Origin of the sequence: Achromobacter deleyi, from assembly GCF_016127315.1 — a bacterium.
Taxonomy (GTDB): Bacteria; Pseudomonadota; Gammaproteobacteria; order Burkholderiales; family Burkholderiaceae_B; genus Achromobacter; species Achromobacter insuavis_A.
This window is the reverse complement of record NZ_CP065997.1, coordinates 337,374-359,215: the sequence shown is the minus strand read 5'-3', so window position 1 is coordinate 359,215 and position 21,842 is coordinate 337,374. Positions and strand designations below refer to the sequence as shown.

18 protein-coding genes and 1 riboswitch are annotated in these 21,842 nt (G+C 69.2%); of the genes, 9 read left to right on the top strand and 9 right to left on the bottom strand.

Annotation, left to right across the window (positions count from 1 at the left end; translation table 11 throughout):
* Position 1: 1 nt before the first annotated feature.
* Together recQ and I6I07_RS01525 are read right to left on the bottom strand one after the other, a co-directional pair.
* Entirely contained in the window at positions 2-1,831 is a 1,830-nt protein-coding gene (gene recQ, locus I6I07_RS01530; RefSeq protein ID WP_198485463.1) for a DNA helicase RecQ, read from the bottom strand.
* Between the two features lie 94 nt (positions 1,832-1,925).
* Positions 1,926-3,233 carry a fimbrial protein gene (locus tag I6I07_RS01525; protein WP_420094537.1) on the bottom strand — a complete coding sequence of 436 codons (1,308 nt, stop codon included), beginning with the start codon at positions 3,231-3,233 and terminating at the stop codon, positions 1,926-1,928.
* A 221-nt stretch (positions 3,234-3,454) separates the two neighbouring features.
* Between I6I07_RS01525 and I6I07_RS01520 the strand changes: the two genes are divergently transcribed.
* The 5 genes from I6I07_RS01520 to I6I07_RS01500 all read left to right on the top strand — a co-directional run bounded on the left by I6I07_RS01520 (position 3,455) and on the right by I6I07_RS01500 (position 8,917).
* On the top strand, positions 3,455-4,156 hold the full coding sequence (locus tag I6I07_RS01520) for a response regulator (protein ID WP_006393155.1): 702 nt from the start codon (positions 3,455-3,457) through the stop codon (positions 4,154-4,156).
* Positions 4,156-5,709 carry a sensor histidine kinase gene (locus I6I07_RS01515; RefSeq protein WP_198485462.1) on the top strand — a complete coding sequence of 518 codons (1,554 nt, stop codon included), beginning with the start codon at positions 4,156-4,158 and terminating at the stop codon, positions 5,707-5,709. Before I6I07_RS01520 ends, I6I07_RS01515 begins: the two co-directional genes overlap by 1 nt.
* A gap of 96 nt (positions 5,710-5,805) precedes the next feature.
* Positions 5,806-6,879: a Holliday junction branch migration DNA helicase RuvB gene (ruvB, locus tag I6I07_RS01510; protein ID WP_198485461.1), complete on the top strand. Its 1,074-nt coding sequence runs from the start codon at positions 5,806-5,808 to the stop codon at positions 6,877-6,879.
* A 35-nt stretch (positions 6,880-6,914) separates the two neighbouring features.
* Positions 6,915-7,880: a threo-3-hydroxy-L-aspartate ammonia-lyase gene (locus I6I07_RS01505; protein ID WP_198485460.1), complete on the top strand. Its 966-nt coding sequence runs from the start codon at positions 6,915-6,917 to the stop codon at positions 7,878-7,880.
* Between the two features lie 116 nt (positions 7,881-7,996).
* Complete coding sequence (locus I6I07_RS01500; protein WP_006393159.1) at positions 7,997-8,917, top strand: complex I NDUFA9 subunit family protein; 921 nt, start codon at positions 7,997-7,999, stop codon at positions 8,915-8,917.
* Between the two features lie 66 nt (positions 8,918-8,983).
* Here the strand turns inward: I6I07_RS01500 and ruvA are convergent, their stop codons facing one another.
* The 6 genes from ruvA to I6I07_RS01470 form a co-directional block, all read right to left on the bottom strand.
* Entirely contained in the window at positions 8,984-9,556 is a 573-nt protein-coding gene (ruvA, locus tag I6I07_RS01495; protein ID WP_006393160.1) for a Holliday junction branch migration protein RuvA, read from the bottom strand.
* Positions 9,557-9,647: 91 nt separating this feature from the next.
* Positions 9,648-10,196: a crossover junction endodeoxyribonuclease RuvC gene (gene ruvC / locus I6I07_RS01490; protein WP_198485459.1), complete on the bottom strand. Its 549-nt coding sequence runs from the start codon at positions 10,194-10,196 to the stop codon at positions 9,648-9,650.
* Positions 10,196-11,785, bottom strand: a complete 1,590-nt coding sequence (gene purH, locus I6I07_RS01485) for a bifunctional phosphoribosylaminoimidazolecarboxamide formyltransferase/IMP cyclohydrolase (protein ID WP_198485458.1) — start codon at positions 11,783-11,785, stop codon at positions 10,196-10,198. Before purH ends, ruvC begins: the two co-directional genes overlap by 1 nt.
* Positions 11,786-11,888: 103 nt before the next feature.
* Complete coding sequence (locus I6I07_RS01480; protein WP_006217670.1) at positions 11,889-12,128, bottom strand: helix-turn-helix domain-containing protein; 240 nt, start codon at positions 12,126-12,128, stop codon at positions 11,889-11,891.
* Positions 12,129-12,164: 36 nt separating this feature from the next.
* Positions 12,165-13,190, bottom strand: coding sequence for a tRNA dihydrouridine synthase DusB (dusB, locus tag I6I07_RS01475; RefSeq protein ID WP_035360023.1), 1,026 nt, complete (start codon positions 13,188-13,190; stop codon positions 12,165-12,167).
* A gap of 82 nt (positions 13,191-13,272) precedes the next feature.
* Positions 13,273-14,442 (bottom strand): UbiH/UbiF/VisC/COQ6 family ubiquinone biosynthesis hydroxylase, encoded by a 1,170-nt coding sequence (locus I6I07_RS01470; protein ID WP_198485457.1) that lies wholly within the window; start codon positions 14,440-14,442, stop codon positions 13,273-13,275.
* Positions 14,443-14,521: 79 nt separating this feature from the next.
* Here I6I07_RS01470 and I6I07_RS01465 point away from each other — a divergent pair, with 79 nt between their 5' ends.
* Positions 14,522-14,986 (top strand): TM2 domain-containing protein, encoded by a 465-nt coding sequence (locus I6I07_RS01465; protein WP_006393165.1) that lies wholly within the window; start codon positions 14,522-14,524, stop codon positions 14,984-14,986.
* A 58-nt stretch (positions 14,987-15,044) separates the two neighbouring features.
* Here I6I07_RS01465 and I6I07_RS01460 read toward each other — a convergent pair whose 3' ends face one another.
* Positions 15,045-16,388: an aminopeptidase P N-terminal domain-containing protein gene (locus tag I6I07_RS01460; RefSeq protein ID WP_198485456.1), complete on the bottom strand. Its 1,344-nt coding sequence runs from the start codon at positions 16,386-16,388 to the stop codon at positions 15,045-15,047.
* A gap of 142 nt (positions 16,389-16,530) precedes the next feature.
* Positions 16,531-16,685: riboswitch (yybP-ykoY riboswitch) on the top strand.
* 79 nt (positions 16,686-16,764) lie between these two features.
* Here I6I07_RS01460 and I6I07_RS01455 point away from each other — a divergent pair.
* The 3 genes from I6I07_RS01455 (at position 16,765) to mgtA (ending at position 21,786) form a co-directional block, all read left to right on the top strand.
* Positions 16,765-17,769, top strand: a complete 1,005-nt coding sequence (locus I6I07_RS01455) for a sodium:calcium antiporter (RefSeq protein ID WP_198485455.1) — start codon at positions 16,765-16,767, stop codon at positions 17,767-17,769.
* Positions 17,770-18,224: 455 nt separating this feature from the next.
* The gene (locus tag I6I07_RS01450; RefSeq protein WP_006393168.1) at positions 18,225-18,557 is read left to right on the top strand and encodes a hypothetical protein; all 333 of its coding nucleotides are present in this window, start codon (positions 18,225-18,227) and stop codon (positions 18,555-18,557) included.
* A 421-nt stretch (positions 18,558-18,978) separates the two neighbouring features.
* On the top strand, positions 18,979-21,786 hold the full coding sequence (gene mgtA, locus I6I07_RS01445; RefSeq protein WP_198485454.1) for a magnesium-translocating P-type ATPase: 2,808 nt from the start codon (positions 18,979-18,981) through the stop codon (positions 21,784-21,786).
* Positions 21,787-21,842 lie beyond the last annotated feature (56 nt).

Below are 21,842 nucleotides of genomic sequence, written 5' to 3'. Positions count from 1 at the left end.
GCTACAGCACCGGCCGCGCCACCCGCTGCAGGATCTCTTCGCCGTAGGCTTCCAGCTTGCGCGCGCCGACGCCGCTGATGTGGCTGAGCGCGTCCATCGACTCGGGCTGTGCCAGCGCGATCTCGCGCAGCGTGGCGTCGTGGAAGATGACGTAGGCCGGCACGCCGTGGCTCTTGGCCACTTCGCCGCGCCAGGCGCGCAGCGCCTCGAACACCGGTTGCAGTTCGGCGGGCAGGTCGATCGCCGCCGCCTTGGCGCGGGTGCCGCCGGTCTTGCCCGAGCGGGTCTTCTTTTCGGATTCACGCCGCAGCATCAGCTGGCGCTCGCCCTTGAGCACGGCGCGGCTGCCTTCGGTCAGGGCCAGGGTGCCGTAGCCTTCGTTGTCGACGGTCAGCAGGCCCTGCGCCAGCAGCTGGCGCAGCACGCCGCGCCAGGCCGTGTCGCTGAGGTCCTCGCCCACGCCGAACACGCTCAGGGTTTCGTGGCCGTGCTGCTTGGTGCGGTCGGTGATCTTGCCGCGCAGGATGTCGATGATGTGGCCGGCGCCATAGCGCTGGCCGCGTTCCTTCCAGAGCCGGTACACGGCCGACAGCACCTTCTGCGCGGCCACGGTGCCGTCCCAGGCCTGGGGCGGGTCGAGGCAGACATCGCAATTGCCGCAGGCGGTGATCTGCTGGCCGAAGTACGCCAGCAGCCGCACGCGGCGGCATTCCACGGTTTCGCACAGGCCCAGCATGGCGTCCAGCTGCTGGCCGAGGCGGCGGCGGTAGGCGTCGTCGCCGGGGGATTCGTCGATCATGCGGCGCTGCTGCACCACGTCCTGCAGGCCGTAGGCCAGCCAGCCGGTGGCGGGCAGGCCGTCGCGGCCGGCGCGGCCGGTTTCCTGGTAGTAGCCCTCGACCGACTTGGGCAGGTCGATGTGGGCCACGAACCGCACGTCGGGCTTGTCGATGCCCATGCCGAAGGCGATGGTGGCGACCATGACCACGCCGTCCTCGCGCAGGAAGCGCGCCTGGTTGGCGGCCCGCACCTGGGGGCTGAGCCCGGCGTGGTACGGCATGGCGTCGATGCCCTGGTTGCAGAGGAATTCGGCGGTTTCCTCGACCCGCGCCCGCGACAGCGCGTAGACCACGCCGGATTCGCCTTCGTGCTCGGTGCGGATCATTTCCAGCAGCTGTTTGCGCACCTCGTTCTTCTCGACGATGCGGTAGCGGATGTTGGGGCGGTCGAAACTGGAGACGAAGTGGTGCGCGTCGGTCAGCGACAGGCGCTGGGCGATCTCGGTGCGGGTCTCGGCGGTGGCGGTGGCGGTGAGCGCGATGCGCGGCACGTCCGGCCAGCGCTCGTGCAGCATCGACAGGCCCAGGTATTCCGGCCGGAAATCGTGGCCCCATTGCGAGACGCAGTGGGCTTCGTCGATGGCGAACAGGGCGATGTTGCCGCGTTCCAGCAATTGCAGGCAGCGGTCGGTCAGCAGGCGCTCGGGCGCCACGTACAGCAGGTCCAGCTCGCCGGCCAGGAAGGCCTGCTCGACGTCGCGGGCCACGCGCCATTCCTGGGTCGAATTCAGGAAGGCGGCGCGCACGCCGAGTTCGGTCAGCGCGTCGACCTGATCCTGCATCAGCGCGATCAGGGGCGACACGACGATGCCGGTGCCTTCACGCACCAGCGACGGGATCTGATAGCAGAGCGACTTGCCGCCGCCGGTGGGCATCAGGACCAGCGCGTCGCCGCCGTCGATGACTTGCTGGACGATGGCTTGCTGGTCGCCGCGGAAGGATTCGTAACCGAAAACGCGCTGCAGGACGCCGAGGGCGCGCGCGTCAGACATGGGGGTAGGCCGAGAGCATCATGGCGGGGATTTTAAGCCGCAAATCCGGCCGCCCGGGCGCGGGTGGCTATTTCCGTCCGCCGGGCGACCCGCATCACCAGCTCAGCCACGTGCCGCGCATGAAGGTGTCCACCGGCATGCTGAGGTTGGCGCGCCACTCGTAATTGCCGGAAATGATGTCACGGTCGGCGCCCACCGCCAGCTTGACCTTGGGCGCCACGAACATGCTGTGGGACAGGCCGACGCGCTGTTCGGCCAGCACCGAGCCTTCGTGCAGCCCCGAATAGGTGCCGCTGAGCGTGCCCCAGCCGCTGATCGGCACGCCGGCCGACAGGGTGTTGCGGGTCTGCGGCGCCGCGGCCACGCCGCCGGAATAGGTGGACAGGTCGCCGAAGCCGGCGCCGATCTGTTCGTTGGTGTAGCCCAGGTTGACCGCGTCGGCCACGTCCACGTTGTAGCCGAAGCGATAGCGCCAGGCGCTGGCGGCGTCGAACGAACTCTGGGTGGCGCCGGCCTGGAAGGTGCCGTAGTCGCCGGCGGAATAGGTGGTGCCCATGCCGCGGGTGGTCAGCGCTGGCGCGCTCTGCATCTGGCCCTCCAGCGTCAGCACCGGCGTCACCCCGTAGCGCACGGTGCTGTTGCCGACCGAGGCGCCGTAGTCGACCGCCCCGGAAGTGGCGGTCGGATCCATGCGGTTGAGCCGGCCCAGCGACGAGGAATAGCCGAAGCTGCCCTCCGCCAGCGGCGCCGTGGCGCTCTGCAGGTTGGAGATCTGCAGCCCGCCGACCGGCGCGCTGCTGCCCCAGGTCGGGGCGTTGGCGTTGATATTGCCCACCGAGAACGACGGACCGGTGGTGTTGCGGTAGACCCAGTTGCGGTCGCCGCCGTAGCGCAGGCCGTCCTGGCCGCTGACCGAGGCAAACCAGGGACGGGTAGGCCGCGACACGCCCGAGATCACGACCACGGGCACGCGCGGGATGTCGCCGCTTTCCAGGCCGAACGCGTATTCGGGCGTATCGGACGGATCGGCGGCGGCCTGGGGCGGGGTGCAACCCAGTGGCCCGGCGCTGCCGTCGCCGGACAGGGTCGAGCCCGTCCCCGGTATGACTTCCGTGTCGCTGCCGCCCGTCACGCTGGTGTCCATCGCCGGTTCCGCCGTCTGCATGTCGCAGGGCGTGGGGTCGAGTGGCACCGCGCGCGACTCCATCGACGGCGCCGGCCGTACCGGCACCGGCTGCACCGGGGCCAGCACGCCGATGCCGCGCGCCACGTAGGCCGGGGCCGGCGAAGGGGATAGGGGGGCTGCGGGCGTGCCGCCGAACGCCGGCGCCAACGGGCTGGCCAAGCCTGCCGTCAACGCCGTGTACAGCAGCCGTCTGCGCCAGGATGCAGGGGCGGGCATAACGACAGTGTAGAAAGGGGACGTTGCCGCAGCTGTAAACGATTTTTAGTAAACCGGACCAGCGTATGCGGGCAATGGCGTTTATTTTAGGGCCAGTCCGCCCCGCACGGCCATGCCGACGCGAAAGGGCCGCCAACGCCGGAAAACATCGTGCAACAGGTATATTTCAGATGATTTCCCGGCTCTTGCCGCCAACAGCGGACGGCTCCACTATGGCATCCATGGACAATCACCACACCAAGCTGCTGGTCGTCGACGACGATCCGGCCCTGCGGCAACTGCTGGCCGACTACCTGAACCGCCACGGCTACGACACGCTGCTGGCGCCGGACGCCAGCGACCTGCCGTCGCGCATCACCCGCTACGCCCCCGACCTGCTGGTGCTGGACCGCATGCTGCCCGGCGGCGATGGCGCCGACGCCTGTCGCCGCCTGCGCGAGCAGGGCGAGGACATCCCCGTCATCCTGCTGACCGCCCGCGACGAGGCCGTCGACCGCATCATCGGCCTGGAGGCCGGCGCCGACGACTACGTCGGCAAGCCCTTCGACCCGCGCGAACTGCTGGCCCGCATCGAGGCCGTGCTGCGGCGCAAGCGCGGCCCGTCCGCGCTGACCAAGGACGCGCCGGTGTCGTTCGGCCCGTTCCTGTTCGACCCTTCCACCCGCCAGCTGTCGCGCGAAGGCACGGTGGTCAAGCTCACCGGGGGTGAAATCAACCTGCTCGAGGCACTGGTGCGCAACGCCGGCAAGCCGCTGTCGCGCGAACGCCTGCTGGCGCTGGCGCGCGACGATGACGCCGGCGAACGCAACGACCGCGCCATCGACATCGCCATCCTGCGCCTGCGCCGCGTCATCGAGGACGATCCCAAGCAACCCCGCTGGATCCAGACCGTCTGGGGCATCGGCTACCGGTTCTCGCCCTGATGCGCTTCTCTGCCGGCTTCCTCGTGCCGCGCTCGCTTCGGGCGCGGCTGATCCTGCTGATTCTCGGATCGGTGTTGCTGACACAGGCGGCGACGCTGGTGACGGTCTCGTACTTCCGCCACAAGTTCATGGAAGACGTGGCCATCGGCTACATCACCACCACCATCCGCACCCTGCGCGCCGCCGTGTCGCAGGTGCCGGCCGAGGACCGCGCCGACTTCGTGCGCGCGGCCTCGCAGAACCAGTGGCGCCTGTGGTCGCGGGTGCTGCCCGCCGAGGCCAAGCTGCAGCGCTTCAACGGCCGCCGGCCGCCGCCGCGCAACATGCAGCATCCGCCGCCTCATCCGCCGCCGCTGCCGAACTCGCAGATACAGGGGCCGCCATTGCCGCCCGAGATGCGCGGGGGCGACCGGGAAGTGGAGGACGCGCAAGCCGAACACGAGCGTCAGCGTGAGCACGAAGAGCGCATCCGCCGCTACAAGCCCGAGCCCGACGACGTCCGCCGCGACCTGCGCGGGCTGGTGCAGCAGCTCAACGAGCGCCTGAACGACGGCACCCGGGTGGCGCTGTCGCGCGGGCCCACGCCCGAGATCTTCATTTCGCTGGCGCCCAATCCGGCCAGCGAGGACGCGCCGCGCCTGCGCGAATGGCTGGTGATTCCGCTGGACCGCCTCGACCCGCCGGTGGCCACGCCGCTGATCGCCGCCTGGCTCGGCGGCCTGGGCCTGTTGCTGTTGCTGGCGGTGGGCTTTTCGTGGCACATCACCCGGCCCATCACGCGCCTGGCGGACGCCGCCGACCGCCTGGCCGCCGGCCAGCCGCAGCGGGTCGAGCCTTCCGGTCCGCACGAAACCCGGGTGCTGGGCGAACGCTTCAACGCCATGCTGGACGCGCTGGCCGAGTCCGATTCCGTGCGCCGCACGCTGCTGTCGGGCCTGCCGCACGACCTCAAGGGGCCGCTGTCGCGCATGTGGCTGCGCATCGAGCTGGCCGACGATTCGGCGCTGAAGGAAGGGCTGCGCACCGACCTGCAGGACATGCAGCACATGGTCGACCAGTTCATCGGCTTCGTGCGCGGCACCGATCCGGCCGCCTACCGCTATGCGTCGATGGTGCTGCCCGACTGGCTGACCGAGCGCGTCAACGCCTGGCGCGGCGCCGGCACCGATGTCACCCTGCAGACCACCGGCGACGACGCCGCCCTGGTGGTGCAAGGCGACGCCGTGGCGCTGGGCCGCTTGCTCGACAACCTGATCGGCAACGCCCTGAACCACGGCGCGCCGCCTGTCGATATCCGCCTGCGGCGCGAAGACCGCCACGTGGTGCTGGATGTGTCCGACCACGGCCCCGGCATCGTGCCGGAGCGGCGCCAGGAGGCGCTGCGGCCCTTCAGCCGGCTGGACGACGCCCGTACCCGCACCGGCAGCGTCGGCCTGGGCCTGGCCCTGGCCGAGGCCATCGCCCGCGCCCACGGCGGCTCGCTGGAACTGCTGCAGGCCGAGTCGGGCGGGCTGTGCGTGCGGGTCAAGCTGCCGGTGGCCGACGGCGCCTGATCCGGCGCCGGGGCGTTTTGGGCCCGCGCCCCGCCCCGGGCCCGGCGGTTACGGTACGATGCAGCATCCCGCTCAGTATCCTGTCGTTTCCGCACCATGGCCATCCAGTCCGATTCCCTTTCCTCCCGCCCCGACGCGCCTCGCATCGTCGCGCCCCAGCCGGCGTCGCCCAACGAGGAATCGATCGAGCGCGCCCTGCGCCCCAAGGCGCTGGAGGAATACGTCGGCCAGCGGCGCGCCCGCGAACAGCTCGAGATCTTCATCGCCGCCGCCCGCAAGCGCGGCGAGGCGCTGGACCACGTGCTGCTGTTCGGCCCGCCGGGCCTGGGCAAGACCACGCTGGCCCACATCATCGCGCACGAAATGGGCGTGCAGCTGCGCCAGACGTCCGGCCCCGTGCTCGAACGCCCGGGCGACCTGGCCGCGCTGCTGACCAACCTGGAAAAGAACGACGTCCTGTTCATCGACGAAATCCACCGCCTGTCGCCCGTGGTCGAGGAAATCCTCTATCCGGCGCTCGAGGATTTCCAGATCGACATCCTGATCGGCGAGGGGCCGGCCGCGCGCAGCGTCAAGCTCGACCTGCAGCCGTTCACGCTGGTCGGCGCCACCACCCGCGCCGGCATGCTGACCAATCCGCTGCGCGACCGCTTCGGCATCGTCTCGCGGCTGGAGTTCTACAACGCCGATGACCTCGGCCGCATCGTCACCCGCAGCGCCGGCCTGCTCAAGGCTGGCATCACGCCGGACGGCGCCGCCGAGGTGGCGCGCCGCGCCCGCGGCACGCCGCGTATCGCCAACCGCCTGCTGCGCCGCGTGCGCGACTACGCCGAGGTCAAGGCGGGCGGCACCATCGACGCCGACGTCGCCGGCCGCGCGCTGGCCATGCTCGAAGTCGATCCGCAGGGCCTGGACCTGATGGACCGCAAGCTGCTCGAAGCCATCATCCACAAGTTCGATGGCGGCCCGGTGGGCGTCGACAGCCTGGCCGCGGCCATCGGCGAAGAGCGCGACACGATCGAAGACGTGATCGAGCCCTACCTGATCCAGCACGGCTACCTGCAGCGCACGCCGCGCGGCCGCACCGCCACCCTGACCACCTGGCGCCACCTGGGCCTGACGCCGCCGGCCAGCGCCGCCAGCACCAGCGGCGAGCTGTTCGGCAAATAAAATCCGACTTTCTTCGCGTACAAAGGACCCATTCCATGTTGCCCGAACTGCCCACCTTCGACGACGTCGCGCGCGCCAGCGAGCGCCTGGCCGGCCATGCGCACCGCACGCCGGTGCTGACCTCGACCACCGCCGACGCCATCGCCGGCGCCTCGCTGTTCTTCAAGTGCGAAAACTACCAGCGCATGGGCGCGTTCAAGTTCCGCGGCGGCTACAACGCCATCGCCCGCCTGACGCCCGAGCAGCGCGCCGCCGGCGTGGTCACGTTCTCGTCGGGCAATCACGCGCAGGCGATCGCGCTGGCATCCAGGCTGCAGGGCGTCAAGGCCACCATCATCATGCCGCTGGACGCCCCGGCGGCCAAGCGCGCCGCCACCGAAGGCTACGGCGGCCAGATCGTCACCTATGACCGCTACACCGAGGACCGCGAGCAGATCGCGCTGCGCATCCAGTCCGAGACCGGCGCCACGCTGATCCCGCCGTACGACCACGAGGACGTGATCACGGGGCAGGGCACCGCGGCCAAGGAACTGTTCGAGGACGTCGGCGAGCTGGACTACCTGTTCGTGTGCCTGGGCGGCGGCGGCCTGCTGTCGGGATCGGCGCTGTCGGCGTTCGCGCTCAGCCCGCGCTGCCTGGTCTACGGCGTCGAGCCGGAAGCGGGCAACGACGGCCAGCAATCGCTGCGCAAGGGCGAGATCGTCCGCATCCAGGCGCCCAAGACGCTGGCTGACGGCGCCGCCACCACCCATCTCGGCAACCTGACCTTCCCCCTCATCCAGAAGCACGTGCGCGACATCGTCACGGTGACGGATGATCAGCTGGTCTCGACCATGAAGTTCTTCGCCGAACGCATGAAGATGGTGGTCGAACCCACCGGTTGCCTGGCGGCCGCGGCCGTGCTGCAGGGCGTGGTGCCGGTGCGCGGCGCGCGCGTGGGCGTCATCATCAGCGGCGGCAACGTCGATCTTCCGGCCTACGGCAAGTTGCTGGCGGGCTGACCCCCCTCGGGACGAAGCGCCGGCGGGATATCGTCCGGCGCTTTGGCCGCCTGCTTGCGGAGGCGGCGCACGCAAGGCAGAATCGGGCCTGAATCCTGAAGAACAGGGGCTGCTCCATGCGTATCCTTGTCATCGGCGGCACCGGCTTCATCGGCCGTCATCTCATCGCCCGGCTGGCGGGCGGGCAGCACCAGATACTGGTGCCCACCCGCCGTTATGGCCAGGGGCGCGAACTCCAGCTGTTGCCCACCGTCACCCTGCTCGCCAGCGACGTGCACGACGATGACGCGCTCGACCACCTGGTGCGTGGTTGCGACGCGGTGGTCAACCTGGTGGGCATCCTGCATGGCAATTCGGGCCGGCCCTACGGCTCCGATTTTGCGCGGGCGCACGTGCACCTGCCGCAGCGCATCGCGCGGGCCTGCCGCCGCCTGGGCGTGCGCCGCCTGCTGCACGTCAGCGCGCTGGGCGCCGATTCCAGCGGCGCCAGCATGTACCAGCGCTCCAAGGGCGACGGCGAGGCCGCCATCAAGCAGGAACTGGCCGACTGGCGCGAGGGCGGCTGGACGATCTTCCGCCCCTCGGTGGTGTTCGGGGCCGACGACAACTTCACCAACATGTTCGCGCGCCTGGCGCGCTGGCTGCCGTTGCTGCCGCTGGCCGGCGCGCACGTGCGCATGCAGCCGGTGTTCGTGGGCGACGTGGTCACGGCGATGCTGGCGACGCTGGGCAATACCCACACCTGGGGCAAGACCTATGAACTGGGCGGCCCGCAGGTCTACACCCTGGGCGAGATCGCGCGCCTGTGCGCCGGCTGGGGCGGCAACCCGCGCCCGGTGCTCAACATGCCGATGGGGCTGGGGCGGATGCAGGCCATGCTGTTCGAGTGCCTGCCGGGCCGGCCCCTGATGTCGCGCGACAACTTGGATTCCCTGCGCAGCGACAATATCTGCGGCGCGCCGATAGCGCCCGAATTGAACGTGGTGCCGACCGGGCTGGAAGCGGTGGCGCCCGGTTACCTGTCGCCGGCGCGCTAGCCGGCAATTCGTCACGCAGGCGCCGACCGGGCGCTCGCGGCCCGGGCGCGAGCCGCTGGCGGGGGTTCAGCGCACCAGCGCCTTCAAGGCCTGCTTGATGCCGTCCGACACGCCCACGCCTTCGGGCAGGGTCTTCAGCGCGGACAGCGATTCCTTCTCGGAGTACCCCAGCGCCAGCAGCGCGTTCAGGATGTCGGACTGGTTGTCCTGCACCGGATGCGCGGTGGCGCCGATGTCGGCGCCCAGCTTGCCGCGCATTTCCAGCAGCAGGCGCTCGGCGGTCTTCTTGCCGATGCCCGGCACGCGGGTCAGGCGGCCCGATTCCTGCAGCGTGATGGCCTGGGCCAGGTCGGCCACCGACAGGCCCGACAGCACCGACAGTGCGGTGCGCGCGCCGATGCCGCTGACCTTGATCAGTTCGCGGAAGGCGCTGCGCTCGCCGGCCGTGGCGAAGCCGTAGAGGATGTGGGCGTCCTCGCGCACGGTCAGGTGGGTGTACAGGGTGACGCGCGCGCCGGTTTCCGGCAGCGAATAGAGCGTGCTCATGGGCACGTCGATGTCATAGCCCAGACCGTTGACGTCCACGCACACGGTGGGCGGCAGTTTCTCGATCAGGGTTCCGGTGATGCGTCCGATCATGGTGGCAGTGGCCTGGCAAAAGAGGGGGCCGCGACAGCCGCGGCGGATGCCGGGATTCTATACGGGTCCGCGCGAGACGGGGGCGCGAGGCTCAGCCGAGCAGGCGGCCGTTGCGGATGCGGGTCTTGCCGCCCAGGTTCAGGCGCGTGCCCAGCTGCGTCAGCCGGTCCTGCAGGGGGCCGACGTGGGCGTGGCAGATGGCGCAGGCCAGCGCGTCGGCCGAGTCGGGGGCGGGCGTGCCGTCCAGCGCCAGCAGGTGCTGCACCATCATCTGCACCTGTTCCTTGGCCGCGCGGCCGGTGCCGACCACCGCTTTCTTGATCTGCAGCGCGGTGTATTCGTGCACCGCGAGCGAACTGTCGGCCAGCGCGCACAGCGCCGCGCCGCGGGCCTGGCCCAGCAGCAGGGTCGAGGCCGGATTGGTGTTCAGGAAGACGATTTCCAGCGCGGCGACGTCGGGTTGCGTGTCGCGCGCCACCTGGCGCAGGTTGTCCAGGATGACCTTGAGGCGCTCGGACAGCGTCAGCGCCGGCGGGACCACGATGGTCCCGCTGGCGACATAGCGCAGCCGCGAGCCGTCGGCATCGATCACACCGAAGCCGGTGCGGCGCAGGCCGGGATCGATGCCGAGGACGCGCATCAGTGGCGGAAGTGACGGGTGCCGGTCAGCACCATGGCGATGCCATGCTCGTCGGCCGCGGCGATGACTTCGTCGTCGCGCATGCTGCCGCCGGGCTGGATCACGCAGGTCGCGCCCGCGGCCACCACCACGTCCAGGCCGTCGCGGAACGGGAAGAAGGCATCCGACGCCACCGCCGAGCCCTTCAGCGTCAGGCCGGCGTTCTCGGCCTTGATCGAGGCGATGCGGGCCGAGTCGATGCGGCTCATCTGGCCGGCGCCGACGCCCAGCGTCATGCCGCCGCCAACGAACACGATGGCGTTGGACTTGACGTACTTGGCGACCTTCCAGGCGAACGTCAGGTCGTTCATTTCCTGCTCGGTGGGCTGGCGCTTGGACACGACCTTCAGGGCCTCGCGCGGCACGTTGTAGGCGTCCGGGCTCTGCACCAGCCAGCCGCCGCCGACGCGCTTGACGTCGAAGGCGTTCTGGCCCGTGCCCATCGGCACTTCCAGCACACGCACGTTCTTCTTGGCGGCCAGGATGGCCAGGGCGGCGCCGTCATAGGCCGGGGCCAGCAGCACTTCCAGGAACTGGGCGCTGACGGCTTCGGCGGTGGCGGCGTCGACCGGGCGGTTGAAGGCGATGATGCCGCCGAAGGCCGAGGTGGGGTCGGTCTTGAAGGCCTGCTGGTAGGCGCCCAGCGTGTCGGCCGCCACGGCCACGCCGCAGGGGTTGGCGTGCTTGACGATGACGCAGGCGGGCGCCTCGAAGCTGCGCGCGCATTCCCAGGCGGCATCGGCGTCGGCGATGTTGTTGTACGACAGTTCCTTGCCCTGCAGCTGGCGGTAGTTGCCCAGCAGGCCGGCGGAGCGCTGCGCGTCGACGTAGAACGCGGCGGTCTGGTGCGGGTTCTCGCCATAGCGCAGGGCCTGTTCCTGCTTGACCTGCAGGGTCAGGGTGCCGGGCCATTCCTGGCGGGCCGGCACGGCGTCCTGCGCCGGCTCGGCGTCGGTCAGGCTGGTCAGGTAGGCGGCGATAGCGCCGTCGTAGGCCGCGGTGTGGGCGTAGACCTTGGCGGCCAGCGCCAGGCGCAGGCCGTACGAGGTGCCGCCGCCCTGGTCCATTTCGGACAGCACGCGCGAGTAGTCGACCGGGTCGATCACCACCGTCACGCCACCGGCTTCGGTGCCGTGGTTCTTGGCGGCGGCGCGCAGCATGGCCGGGCCGCCGATGTCGATGTTCTCGACCGCGTCGGCGAAGGTGCAGTCCGGCTTGGCCACGGTTTCGCGGAACGGGTACAGGTTGACCACCAGCATGTCGATGCGATCGATACCGGCCGCCTTGATGGTGTCCATGTGCTCGGCGCTGTCGCGGCGGGCGAGCAGGCCGCCGTGGATCTTCGGGTGCAGCGTCTTGACGCGGCCGTCGAGGATCTCGGGCGAGCCGGTGTGGGCGGCCACTTCGGTGACGGTCAGGCCGGCGTCGGCCAGCAGGCGGGCGGTGCCGCCGGTCGACAGCAGGCGCACGCCGCGCGCGGCCAGCGCGCGGGCAAATTCAACGATGCCGGTCTTGTCGGACACCGAAAGCAGGGCGGTTTCGATTTTCATGGTGAGGGACGGGAGTGGGGCGCGGGCGCCTGTCTCGCTTCAGGTCGGGATGGGAAATCTGTGATGCGGGGCGCGCCAGCCGGCCCGCCCGCGCGGCGGCGCTCTATACCTGGATGTTGTGGGCCAGCAGTTTCTTGCGCAGGGTGTTGCGCGTGATGCCCAGCATTTCGGATGCCCGCGACTGGTTGCCGCCAGACCGTTCCAACGCCACTTCGAGAACCGGGCGCTCAACGCAGCGCATCACCATGTCCCACATGTCGTGGGGCTCGGATTCACCCAAGTCTTCGAAATAGCGCTCCAGGCTGGCGCGCACGCATTCTTCCAGGACATCTTTCTTGCTCATCGGAGTACAGATATTTTTATGTTGGTGTTGAGGCGGTTATGCCGCCAGCAGGGCTTTCGCGACAGGCGCCGGGTTGGGGTTGCCGTCACGGGAAAGATTGAGGAACCATTCCGACACCGCCCGCCACTGGTCGCGGGTGTTGTCGATGAGGTTCATGCGGTCGCGGAACGAGTCCGCATCCGGCAGGCCGTCCAGATACCACCCTATGTGCTTGCGCGCCGTGCGTACGCCGGTGTGTTCGCCATAGAAGCGGTAGTGGTCGTCGAGATGTTCGAGCAGCAGTTCGCGCATTTCCCCATAGCTGGGAGGGGCCAGTGTTTCGCCCGTGCGCAGGTAGTGGTCGACCTCGCGGAAAATCCAGGGACGGCCCTGGGCCGCCCGGCCGATCATGACCGCGTCGGCGCCAGTGTAATCCAGGACGCGCCTGGCCTTTTCAGGCGAGTCGATATCGCCATTGGCGATCAGCGGGATTTTCAGCTCGGCGCGGACGGCGCGGATAGTGTCATATTCCGCCTCGCCCGTATAGAGGTCGGCGCGGGTGCGTCCATGCAGTGTCAGGGCGGCGATGCCGGCGTCCTGGGCCAGCCTGGCCACGCGCAGGGCGTTGCGGCTGTCGCGGTCCCAGCCGGTGCGGGTCTTGAGGGTGACCGGTACCCCCAGCGGCGCGCAGGCCTCGACCACGGCGTCCAGGATGCGGGCGATCAGGTCTTCGTGGCGCAGCAGGGCGGACCCCGAGGCCACGTTGCAGACCTTCTTCACGGGGCAGCCCATGTTGATGTCGATGATGCGCGCGCCCTTGTTGGCGTTGAACACGGCGGCCTCGGCCATCATGGCCGGGTCGGCGCCGGCGATCTGCACCGAAATGGGGGCGATCTCGCCGTCGTGGTTCAGGCGGCGTGAGGTCTTGACGCTGTCCCACAGCTTGGGGTTGCTGGCGGCCATCTCCGAGACGGCGTAACCAGCCCCCAATTTCTTGCAAAGCTGTCGGAAAGGACGATCCGTCACGCCCGCCATGGGCGCGACCAGGACATTGTTGGGAAGGGTCCACGGGCCTATGCGCATGGTCACATTTTAACCGGCTCGATCGAACCCTCTTTTTTCGTCCACAACGGCTTGGTAACAGGCGGACGAAAAAAGGGGAGGATCAGGCCCGGAAACCCTGCAGCAGGTGGCGCGCCAGCGGGGCCCGCAGGGGCGCCGCCAGGTCCAGGCCCAGCAGGGCCAGGCCGCAGGCATGCTCGACCGGCGCCAGGCCGGTGGCGAACACGCGCGGCATCAGGTCGGTGAGGCCGGCGGTCAGGATCCGGTCGACCTGGCGCGCGCGGCCGAAGTCGGCCAGCGCCGCGGTCGGGCTGGTCTCCGGGGCGGGCAGCCACGCGCCCAGGGTCTGGGCCAGCCGGCCGGCATCGCGCAGCCCCAGGTTCAGGCCCTGGCCAGCCACCGGATGCAGCGTCTGCGCCGCGTTGCCGATCGCGGCCACGCGGCCCTGCACCAGGGCGCGGCGGGCACTCAGCGCCAGCGGGAAGACGTGGCGCGGCGCCTGGCACGACAGGCGGCCCAGGCGGTCGCCGAAGGCCGCCGACAGGGCCTGCGAAAAGGCGCCGTTGTCCAGCGCCGCCAGTTCGGCCGCGCGGTCCGGCGCGCTGCACCAGACCACCGAATAGGCGTCCGGCGTTTGCGGGTGCGGTAGCAGCGCCAGCGGACCCTCGGGGGTGAAGCGTTCCCAGGCCCAGCCGCGGCGCGGCAGGGTGGCGTGGGCGGTGGTCAGCAGGGCGTGCTGGCCGTAGTCGCGGCGCACGTCGCTGGCGCCGGCGCCATCCGACTGCACCGCGACCCGGCAGGTCACGGTGGCGTCGCCCTGGCGGATGCGCACGCCGTCGGCGTCCTGGCCGTCGATCGTGGCCGGCGGCCCGGACAGCAGGGTGACGCCGCTGGCGGCCACGCATTCCTCGAGCTTGGCGTGCAGCGCCGAATAGGCGACCACGCAGCCCAGCTGCGGCACGTCGAAATCGGTGTTGCGGATCACGCTGCGGCCCAGCCGGCCGCGTTGCGAGACATGGATGTTGAGGATGTCCGCCGCCTTGGCGGGCCAGGCGTGCAGCGATTCGAGCAGCACCCGGCTGCCGTGGTTCATGGCCAGCACGCGCGGATCGGCCACCGGCACGGCGGCGGCGGGCGTCACGGGCGCCGGGCTGGCGCCTTGCAGCAGGGCGATGCGGGCCGGATCCGGCGCCACGCGCGCCAGCATCAGCGCCAGGACACGCCCCACGGGGCCGGCGCCGAGAATCGCAATGTCGAAGGCGGAGATAGTCATGCCGGGATTTTACCTGTCCACTACAATCCGGGTCTGCCGGCGCGGCTTGGCGCCCGGGACCCTTTACCGGTTGATTGATATGACGCAGCTCGAGGCTTCTTCTTCGCTGTCCGCCGCAATCCCGCGCCGCCCTCGCGGCAAGGTCGCCGTCGGCTTGCTGGCCTGTCTGTTCGGCTGGCTCGGCGCGCACTGGTGGTACCTGGGCCGGCGCCATGCCTGGCTGGTGACGGCGTTGGCGCTGCTCAGCCTGTTCTGCGCGTTCCGCTACTACCCGGTCTGGTACGACAACCCGGCCTTCTTCCTGCTGTTCATCCCGATGATCGACGGCTTCATCGAGAGCGCGGTGTTCTCGCTGATGCCGGATGAGAAGTTCGACCGCCTCTACAACCCCGGGCTGCCGCCGTCTCCCAAGACTGGCTGGGGGCCGGTGCTGGTCGCCATCCTGGCGTGCCTGGTGGGCGCCACCGTGTCGATGTTCGCGATCGCGATGGTGGTGGTCTACGTGTGGGTGGCGATGGGCTGGCTCGAAGGCCTGACGCTGTAGGCCGGGGCCGCCATCCAGGCCGGGGCCCGTGCCATACCGGGCCCGCGCGACCGCTCTCTCATTCGCGCATCAGCGCCTCGATCTCGCCGGCCTGCACCGGCACGCCGCGGCTGATCAGTTCGCAGCCCTCATCCGTCACCAGCGCGTCGTCCTCGGTGCGGATGCCGATGTTCCAGTAGGCCTCGGGCACGTCGTCGGCCGGGCGCACGTAGATGCCTGGCTCGATCGTCAGCATCATGCCGCTTTCCAGCTTGCGCCAGGGGCGCTCGGCGCCGGGGCCGCCGCCCGGCTGGCGGTAGTCGCCCACGTCGTGCACGTCCAGGCCCAGCCAGTGGCCGGTGCGGTGCATGTAGAAGCGGCTGTAGTCGCCTGACTCGATCACGCCGTCCAGCGAGCCCTTCAGCAGCTTCAGGTCCAGCATGCCTTGCGCCAGGACCCGCACCGCGGCTTCATGGCCGTCGTTCCAGCCGCGTCCGGGCGCGGTCGCCTGGGCCGCGGCTTCCTGCGCCGCCACCGTCAGGTCGTACAGCGCGCGCTGCGGGCCGCTGTAGCGGCCATTGACCGGGAAGGTGCGGGTGATGTCGCTGGCGTAGCTGTCGACTTCGCAGCCCGCGTCGATCAGCACCAGGTCGCCGTCGCGCAGCAGCGCCTTGCCTGCGGGGTAGTGCAGCACGCAGGCATTGGCGCCGGCCGCGACGATGCTGTTGTAGGCCACCGCCTGTGCGCCATGGCGGCGGAATTCATACAGCAGTTCCGCTTCCAGTTCGTATTCGCGCATGCCGGCGCGCGCCGCCCGCATGGCGCGCGCGTGGGCGCCTGCCGAGATCTTGGCCGCGCGCCGCATCGCGGCGATCTCGCTGGCGTCCTTGACCAGCCGCATCTCGGCCAGGATCGGCCGGATGTCCTGTTGCCGCATGGGAGGCTGGTGGCCGCCGCGGCTGGCCTCGCGCGCCGCCGCCAGCCAGCGGTGCAGGCGACCGTCGGTGCGCTTGTCGCCGGCCAGCGGCGCGTACAGGGTCGGCAGGTCCAGCAGCAGCTTGGGCATCAGTTCGTCGAGCGCGTCCAGCGCATGCGCGTCGTCGAAGCCGAAATGCTCGGCCGCGGCCTCCGGGCCGAAACGCCGGCCTTCCCAGATCTCGTGCTCGACATGGCGCGGCCGGCAGAACAGCAGCGCGCGGTCGGTGGCGCCGGCGATCAGCACCAGCCAGGCGCCGGGCTCGGTGAAGCCGGTCAGGTAGAAGAAGTCGCTGTCGTGCCGGTAGGGGTATTCGGCGTCGCGGTTGCGGATGGCCTCGGGCGCGGTGGCCAGGATGGCGATGCCGCCCCCGTCGGCGCGCATCCGCTCCATCAGGCGCTGGCGCCGGGCGGCGAAGGGGGCGATATCGGCGGGAGGCAGGCTCATGAGGGGCAGGGGCGCGCGGCCCGGCGGGAAGCTGAGATGCCGTTTACTTTACTCGCCGTGCCGCGGATGCGACAGTCCGCGTCCATTTCCACGCCGCGGGCAGGGATTCATTGGACTGTCATGGGCGCGCTGCTACAATCGCCGCACTGTCATTGGGGAGTAGCCATCCTTTGTCCCCAAAGGAGTTAGCGTCAACAGACTTGGTGGTTCGGTACCGCGTAGCGGTCGCCAGAACTCCATGGCGCTAACGGTCTCCATGTCGCGGCCCGCCCGCGCATGGATCAGCCAGGCGAGACCTTTGGCCGCGTTGCGTTCACCCTGGCCGGGCGAGCCGCGACGTCGCGCCAATTGGTTTCTGCTCGTCCGGCTCGTCTATATGTTGCTCACCCTGTTCCTGTTTTTCCTGTCCGCGGCAGTGATCTATCTCGCCTGCGAATTCTTCGTCAATGGCGTCGAATGGGTCGGACACCGCTTCCAGCTTGGCGCCACCGCGACCGGCACCGTGCTGGCCGCGTTCGGCACCGCCTTGCCCGAGAGCGCCGTGACCTTCATGGCCGTGGTGTTCGGCGAAACCCCCGAACAGAAGGACATCGGCGTCGGCGCGGCCATGGGCGGCCCGCTGGTGCTGGCGACGCTGGCCTACGCCGTGGTCGGCCTGGCCCTGTGGCGCGCGCGCCGCGGCCAGCCCGCGCAGGCCAACTGTATCAACGCGGACCAGCGCCGGCTGGCCCGCGACCAGGCCTGGTTCATGGGCATCTTCGTCTTCAAGGTCGGACTGGGCCTGCTGGCCTTCGCCTGGAAGCCCTGGCTGGGCATCCTGTTCCTGGCCACCTATGGCCTGTACATCAAGCGCGAACTGAGCAACGACGAGGAATGCATCGACTGCGAAGACCTCGAGCCGCTCAAGCTGCGTCCGCGCGACGACAATCCGTCGATGTTCTGGGCCGCGACCCAGACGCTGCTGGCCCTGGTCGTGATCGCCGGCGCCTCGCACGTGTTCGTCAACCAGATCGAAATGCTCGGCATCGCCATGGGCGCCTCGCCGCACGTGGCCGCGCTGCTGCTGGCGCCCGTCGCCACTGAATTGCCGGAGATCATGAACGCGCTGATCTGGGTGCGTCAGGGCAAGGAACGGCTGGCGCTGGCCAACATCTCCGGCGCCATGATGATCCAGGCCACCATTCCCAGCGCGCTCGGTATCTTCCTGACGCCGTGGCTGCTCGATGGCCCGCTGCTGGCCGCCGGCCTGTTCACCATGCTGTCGATCGGCCTGCTGTGGCTGCGCTTCCGCCGCGCCGGCATGAGCGTACCGGCGCTGTCCGCGGTGGGCGGTTTCTACGCCTTGTTCGCGGCCTACCTGGGCTGGCATTTCTACGCCTGACAAGGGCGGCGTGGGCCTGAAGGCGCGCGGCGCAGAAGCCCCGCGCCTTTTTTGCACAAAAGCGGCCTTTTCTGCCCATAAACCTTGTCCATCAGTGGAAACCCGCGTAAAATTTGGCCCGTTATCCATCCCAGGAGCAGTCTTCGTGAATACCGATTCCGGCGAAAGTAGTCGATCTTGCATCGACGTCGCTGTTTGACAGGACCACGCAGAACTCCATCTGCCGCAGCCTGTTGAACAGGTTGCGGTTGTATCCCAAGCCCCGGGCTTCTTGCCGGGCAGCAGCGCAGGCCCACGGCCTGCCGGGATTCTCCCCAACGTAAACCGCCAGAACCGCCGCTAGTCGCAGCGCCTGCGTTCGCGCACGTCTTTTTCGTGCCCGCCCGCCATGCGCCGTGTGCCTGCGTGCGCGCGTATGCGCGAAAGCCGCTCCCCATTACGCAATGGAGGCCGCTATGCGTTTCTTCGACTTGTTCCTGCGCCGCGCCGGCGTGGACCGTGCCACCGCCATGGGCCGCCGCCGCGGCACCTCGCGCCTGACGGTCATCTGCCCGCGCGATGAACTGGGCGCTCTGCGCAAGCAGATCTGCCTGGACTTCAGCGCGGCCGGACTCGACGTGTCGCAAGTGCAGATCGACCAGGGCCGCGACCCCGGCATGGCTTCGGCCTGCATCACCGTGAACTGCCCGCCCGAGCTGCGCGCCGAACTGATGTCGCAAGCCCGCCGGCTGAGCGCCAATCCCGCTGTGCGCCACGTGCATTTCGGCGCGCAACCGCTGGCGGCCTGACGCCGCCGCCCGCCACCCCAGGAGAGACCATGCCCAGTGCCTTAGACCCCGAGCCTCGATTGCGCCTTGTGCGCGGCGCCGGCCTGCCTGTCTGACCTGTTCTCTCCCTTGCGAGCCGACTGGCCGGAGAGTCACCCGGTCTAGTACGGAATCCGCAGCCCTGAACCCCCGGCCAGGCCCGCTCGACGCGCGCCGGTTCCGCCGGCCCCGGTTCTTCCGCTAGTTTCCCGTTCCGCCTTCCGCACCCGGCGCGCCTCGACGCGATCCGGACACCGGCAACATCGCCCCGGTGCCTGCGCACGCCTGTACGTGGCGGAAACGGCCTGCTTTGCGCAGGCCGCGGCCCCGTGCTGCCCGCGCAAAGGCATGGCGGCGGCCAGCCCGTGTCTTCCAGAACAACACCAATAACTGGAACACTCCGATGTTCAAATTCCTGAAGACCTTCTTTTCCTCCGCGGCCGGGCTGCGGCGATCGGGGCGCCACTTCCGGCGTTCCCCCATGCTCGAGCAGGGCGGCGGCCCGGCCGTCGCCACGGCCGACTCCTCCGACGCCGCGCGCCGCGCCAACCGCCGCATGCTGGATGTGGCGCGCATGGATTTCGACGCGCTGTTCTCGATGTTCCGCAGCGGCCGCGGCGGCCTGTCCGAAGCCCAGGCCGATGAGGCCCGCGCCCGCTACGGCGCCAACGAGGTCGACCACGAAAAGCCGCTGACCTGGTACGCCCACCTGTGGCAATCGTTCCGCAACCCCTTCAACCTGCTGCTGACCGGCCTGGCCTCGCTGTCGTGGGTCACCGACGTGTACATGGCCGAGCCCGACGACCAGTCATGGAAGGGCGTCATCATCATCGGCTCGATGGTGGTGATCTCGACGCTGCTGCGCTTCGTGCAGGAGCGCCGCTCCAACCGCGCCGCCGAGGCCCTGAAGGCCATGGTGCAGAACACCGCCACGGTGCTGCGCAGCGACGCCGCCGGCATGGCCGAGGGTGATACGCGCCGCTTCTTCGGCGCCACGCTGCACGCCTCGGGCTCGCGCCAGATCGAGGTGCCGCTGGCCGAACTGGTGCCGGGCGACGTGGTGCTGCTGTCCGCGGGCGACATGATCCCCGCCGACTGCCGCATCCTGGGCGCCAAGGACCTGTTCGTGGCCCAGGCGGCCCTGACCGGCGAATCGCTGCCGGTCGAGAAATACGCCATGCAGCGCGTCGCGACCGCCAATGCGCTGGAACTCGAGAACATGGCCTTCATGGGCACCAACGTGGTCAGCGGCTCCGGCACCGCCCTGGTGGTGGCGACCGGCTCCGGCACCTACTTCGGCCAGCTGGCCGGGCGGGTGACCCAGACCTCGCGCATGCCGACGCAGTTCCAGCAGGGCATCAACCGCGTCAGTTGGGTGCTGATCCGCTTCATGCTGGTGATGGCGCCCATCGTGCTGCTGATCAACGGCTTCACCAAGGGCGACTGGCTCGAGGCGCTGCTGTTCGCGCTGGCGATCGCCGTGGGCCTGACGCCGGAAATGCTGCCGATGATCGTCACCGCCACGCTGGCCAAGGGCGCGGTGCGGATGTCGCGCCGCAAGGTGGTGGTCAAGCGGCTGGACGCGATCCAGAACCTGGGCGCCATGAACGTGCTGTGCACCGACAAGACCGGCACGTTGACGCAGGACCGCATCGTGCTCGAGCGCCATACCGACGTGTATGGCGCCACCAGCGACGACGTGCTGGCCTATGCCTATCTCAACAGCTACTACCAGACCGGTTTGAAGAACCTGCTCGACGTGGCCGTGCTGCGCCATGCCGAGGTGGAACGCAAGCTGGACCTGGCCGCCCGCTACCGCAAGATCGACGAGATCCCGTTCGATTTCTCGCGCCGCCGCATGTCGGTGGTGGTCAGCGAAACCGAGAACGGCCGCGAGCATCATGAACTGATCTGCAAGGGCGCGCTGGAGGAAATGCTCTCGGTCTGCACCCGCCTGCGGGTCGGCAAGGACGTGCATCCCCTGACGGACGCGCGCCGCGCCGACATCCGCCGCGTGACCGCCGACCTGAACCGTGACGGACTGCGCGTGATCGCCGTGGGCGTGCGCGAGCTGCCGCCCACCCAGCAGGCCTATGGCGTGGCCGACGAGGCCGAGCTGGTGCTGGTGGGTTACATCGCCTTCCTCGACCCCCCCAAGGAATCCACCGGCCCGGCGCTGGCCGCGCTGCGCGGTTCCGGCATCGAGGTCAAGGTGCTGACGGGCGATGTCGAACTGGTGACGCAGAAGGTCTGCCGTGAAGTCGGCTTCGAGGTCCGCAAGGTCTACCTGGGCGCCGACATCGAGGCCATGGACGACGGCCGGCTGGCCGTGGCGGTGCGCGAAGCCAACGTGTTCGCGCGCCTGACGCCAGCGCACAAGGAGCGCATCGTCCGCATGCTGCGGGCGCAGGGCAACACCGTGGGCTTCATGGGCGACGGCATCAACGACGCACCGGCCCTGCGCGCGGCCGACGTGGGCATTTCGGTGGACTCGGCGGTGGATATCTCGAAGGAAGCCGCCGACATCATCCTGCTGGAAAAGAGCCTGATGGTGCTGGAGGACGGTGTGATCGAGGGACGCAAGACCTTCTGCAACATGCTCAAGTACCTGAAGATGACGGCCAGCTCGAATTTCGGCAACGTCTTCTCGGTGCTGGTGGCCAGCGCATTCCTGCCGTTCCTGCCGATGCTGCCGATCCACCTGCTGCTGCAGAACTTGATGTACGACATTTCGCAGACCGCAATCCCGTTCGACAATGTCGACGAGGAACTCCTGAAAAAGCCGCAGCAATGGGACCCCGCCGGACTGGGCCGCTTCATGGTGTTCTTCGGCCCGATCAGCTCCATCTTCGACATCGCCACCTACGCGCTCATGTGGTACGTATTCCAGGCCAACGCGCCCGAACACCAGACGCTGTTCCAGTCCGGCTGGTTCGTCGAAGGCTTGTTGTCGCAGACGCTCATCGTGCATATGATCCGCACTCGCAAGATCCCGTTCCTGCAGAGCCGCGCCGCATGGCCGTTGATGCTGATGACGGCCATGGTGGTCGGACTGGGGTTGTTCCTGCCGTTCTCGCCGCTGGCCGAGTACTTCCAGCTGCAGGCGCTGCCGTGGAGCTATTTCCCCTGGCTGGTCGGCATCTTGCTGAGTTACTGCGTGCTGACCCAATTGCTCAAGGGCATCTGGGTGCGCCGCTACGGCTGGCAATAGTCACTATTGATACACCTGGCGGTGGGCAGGCGCCCGCCGTGGATTCAATACCTCCG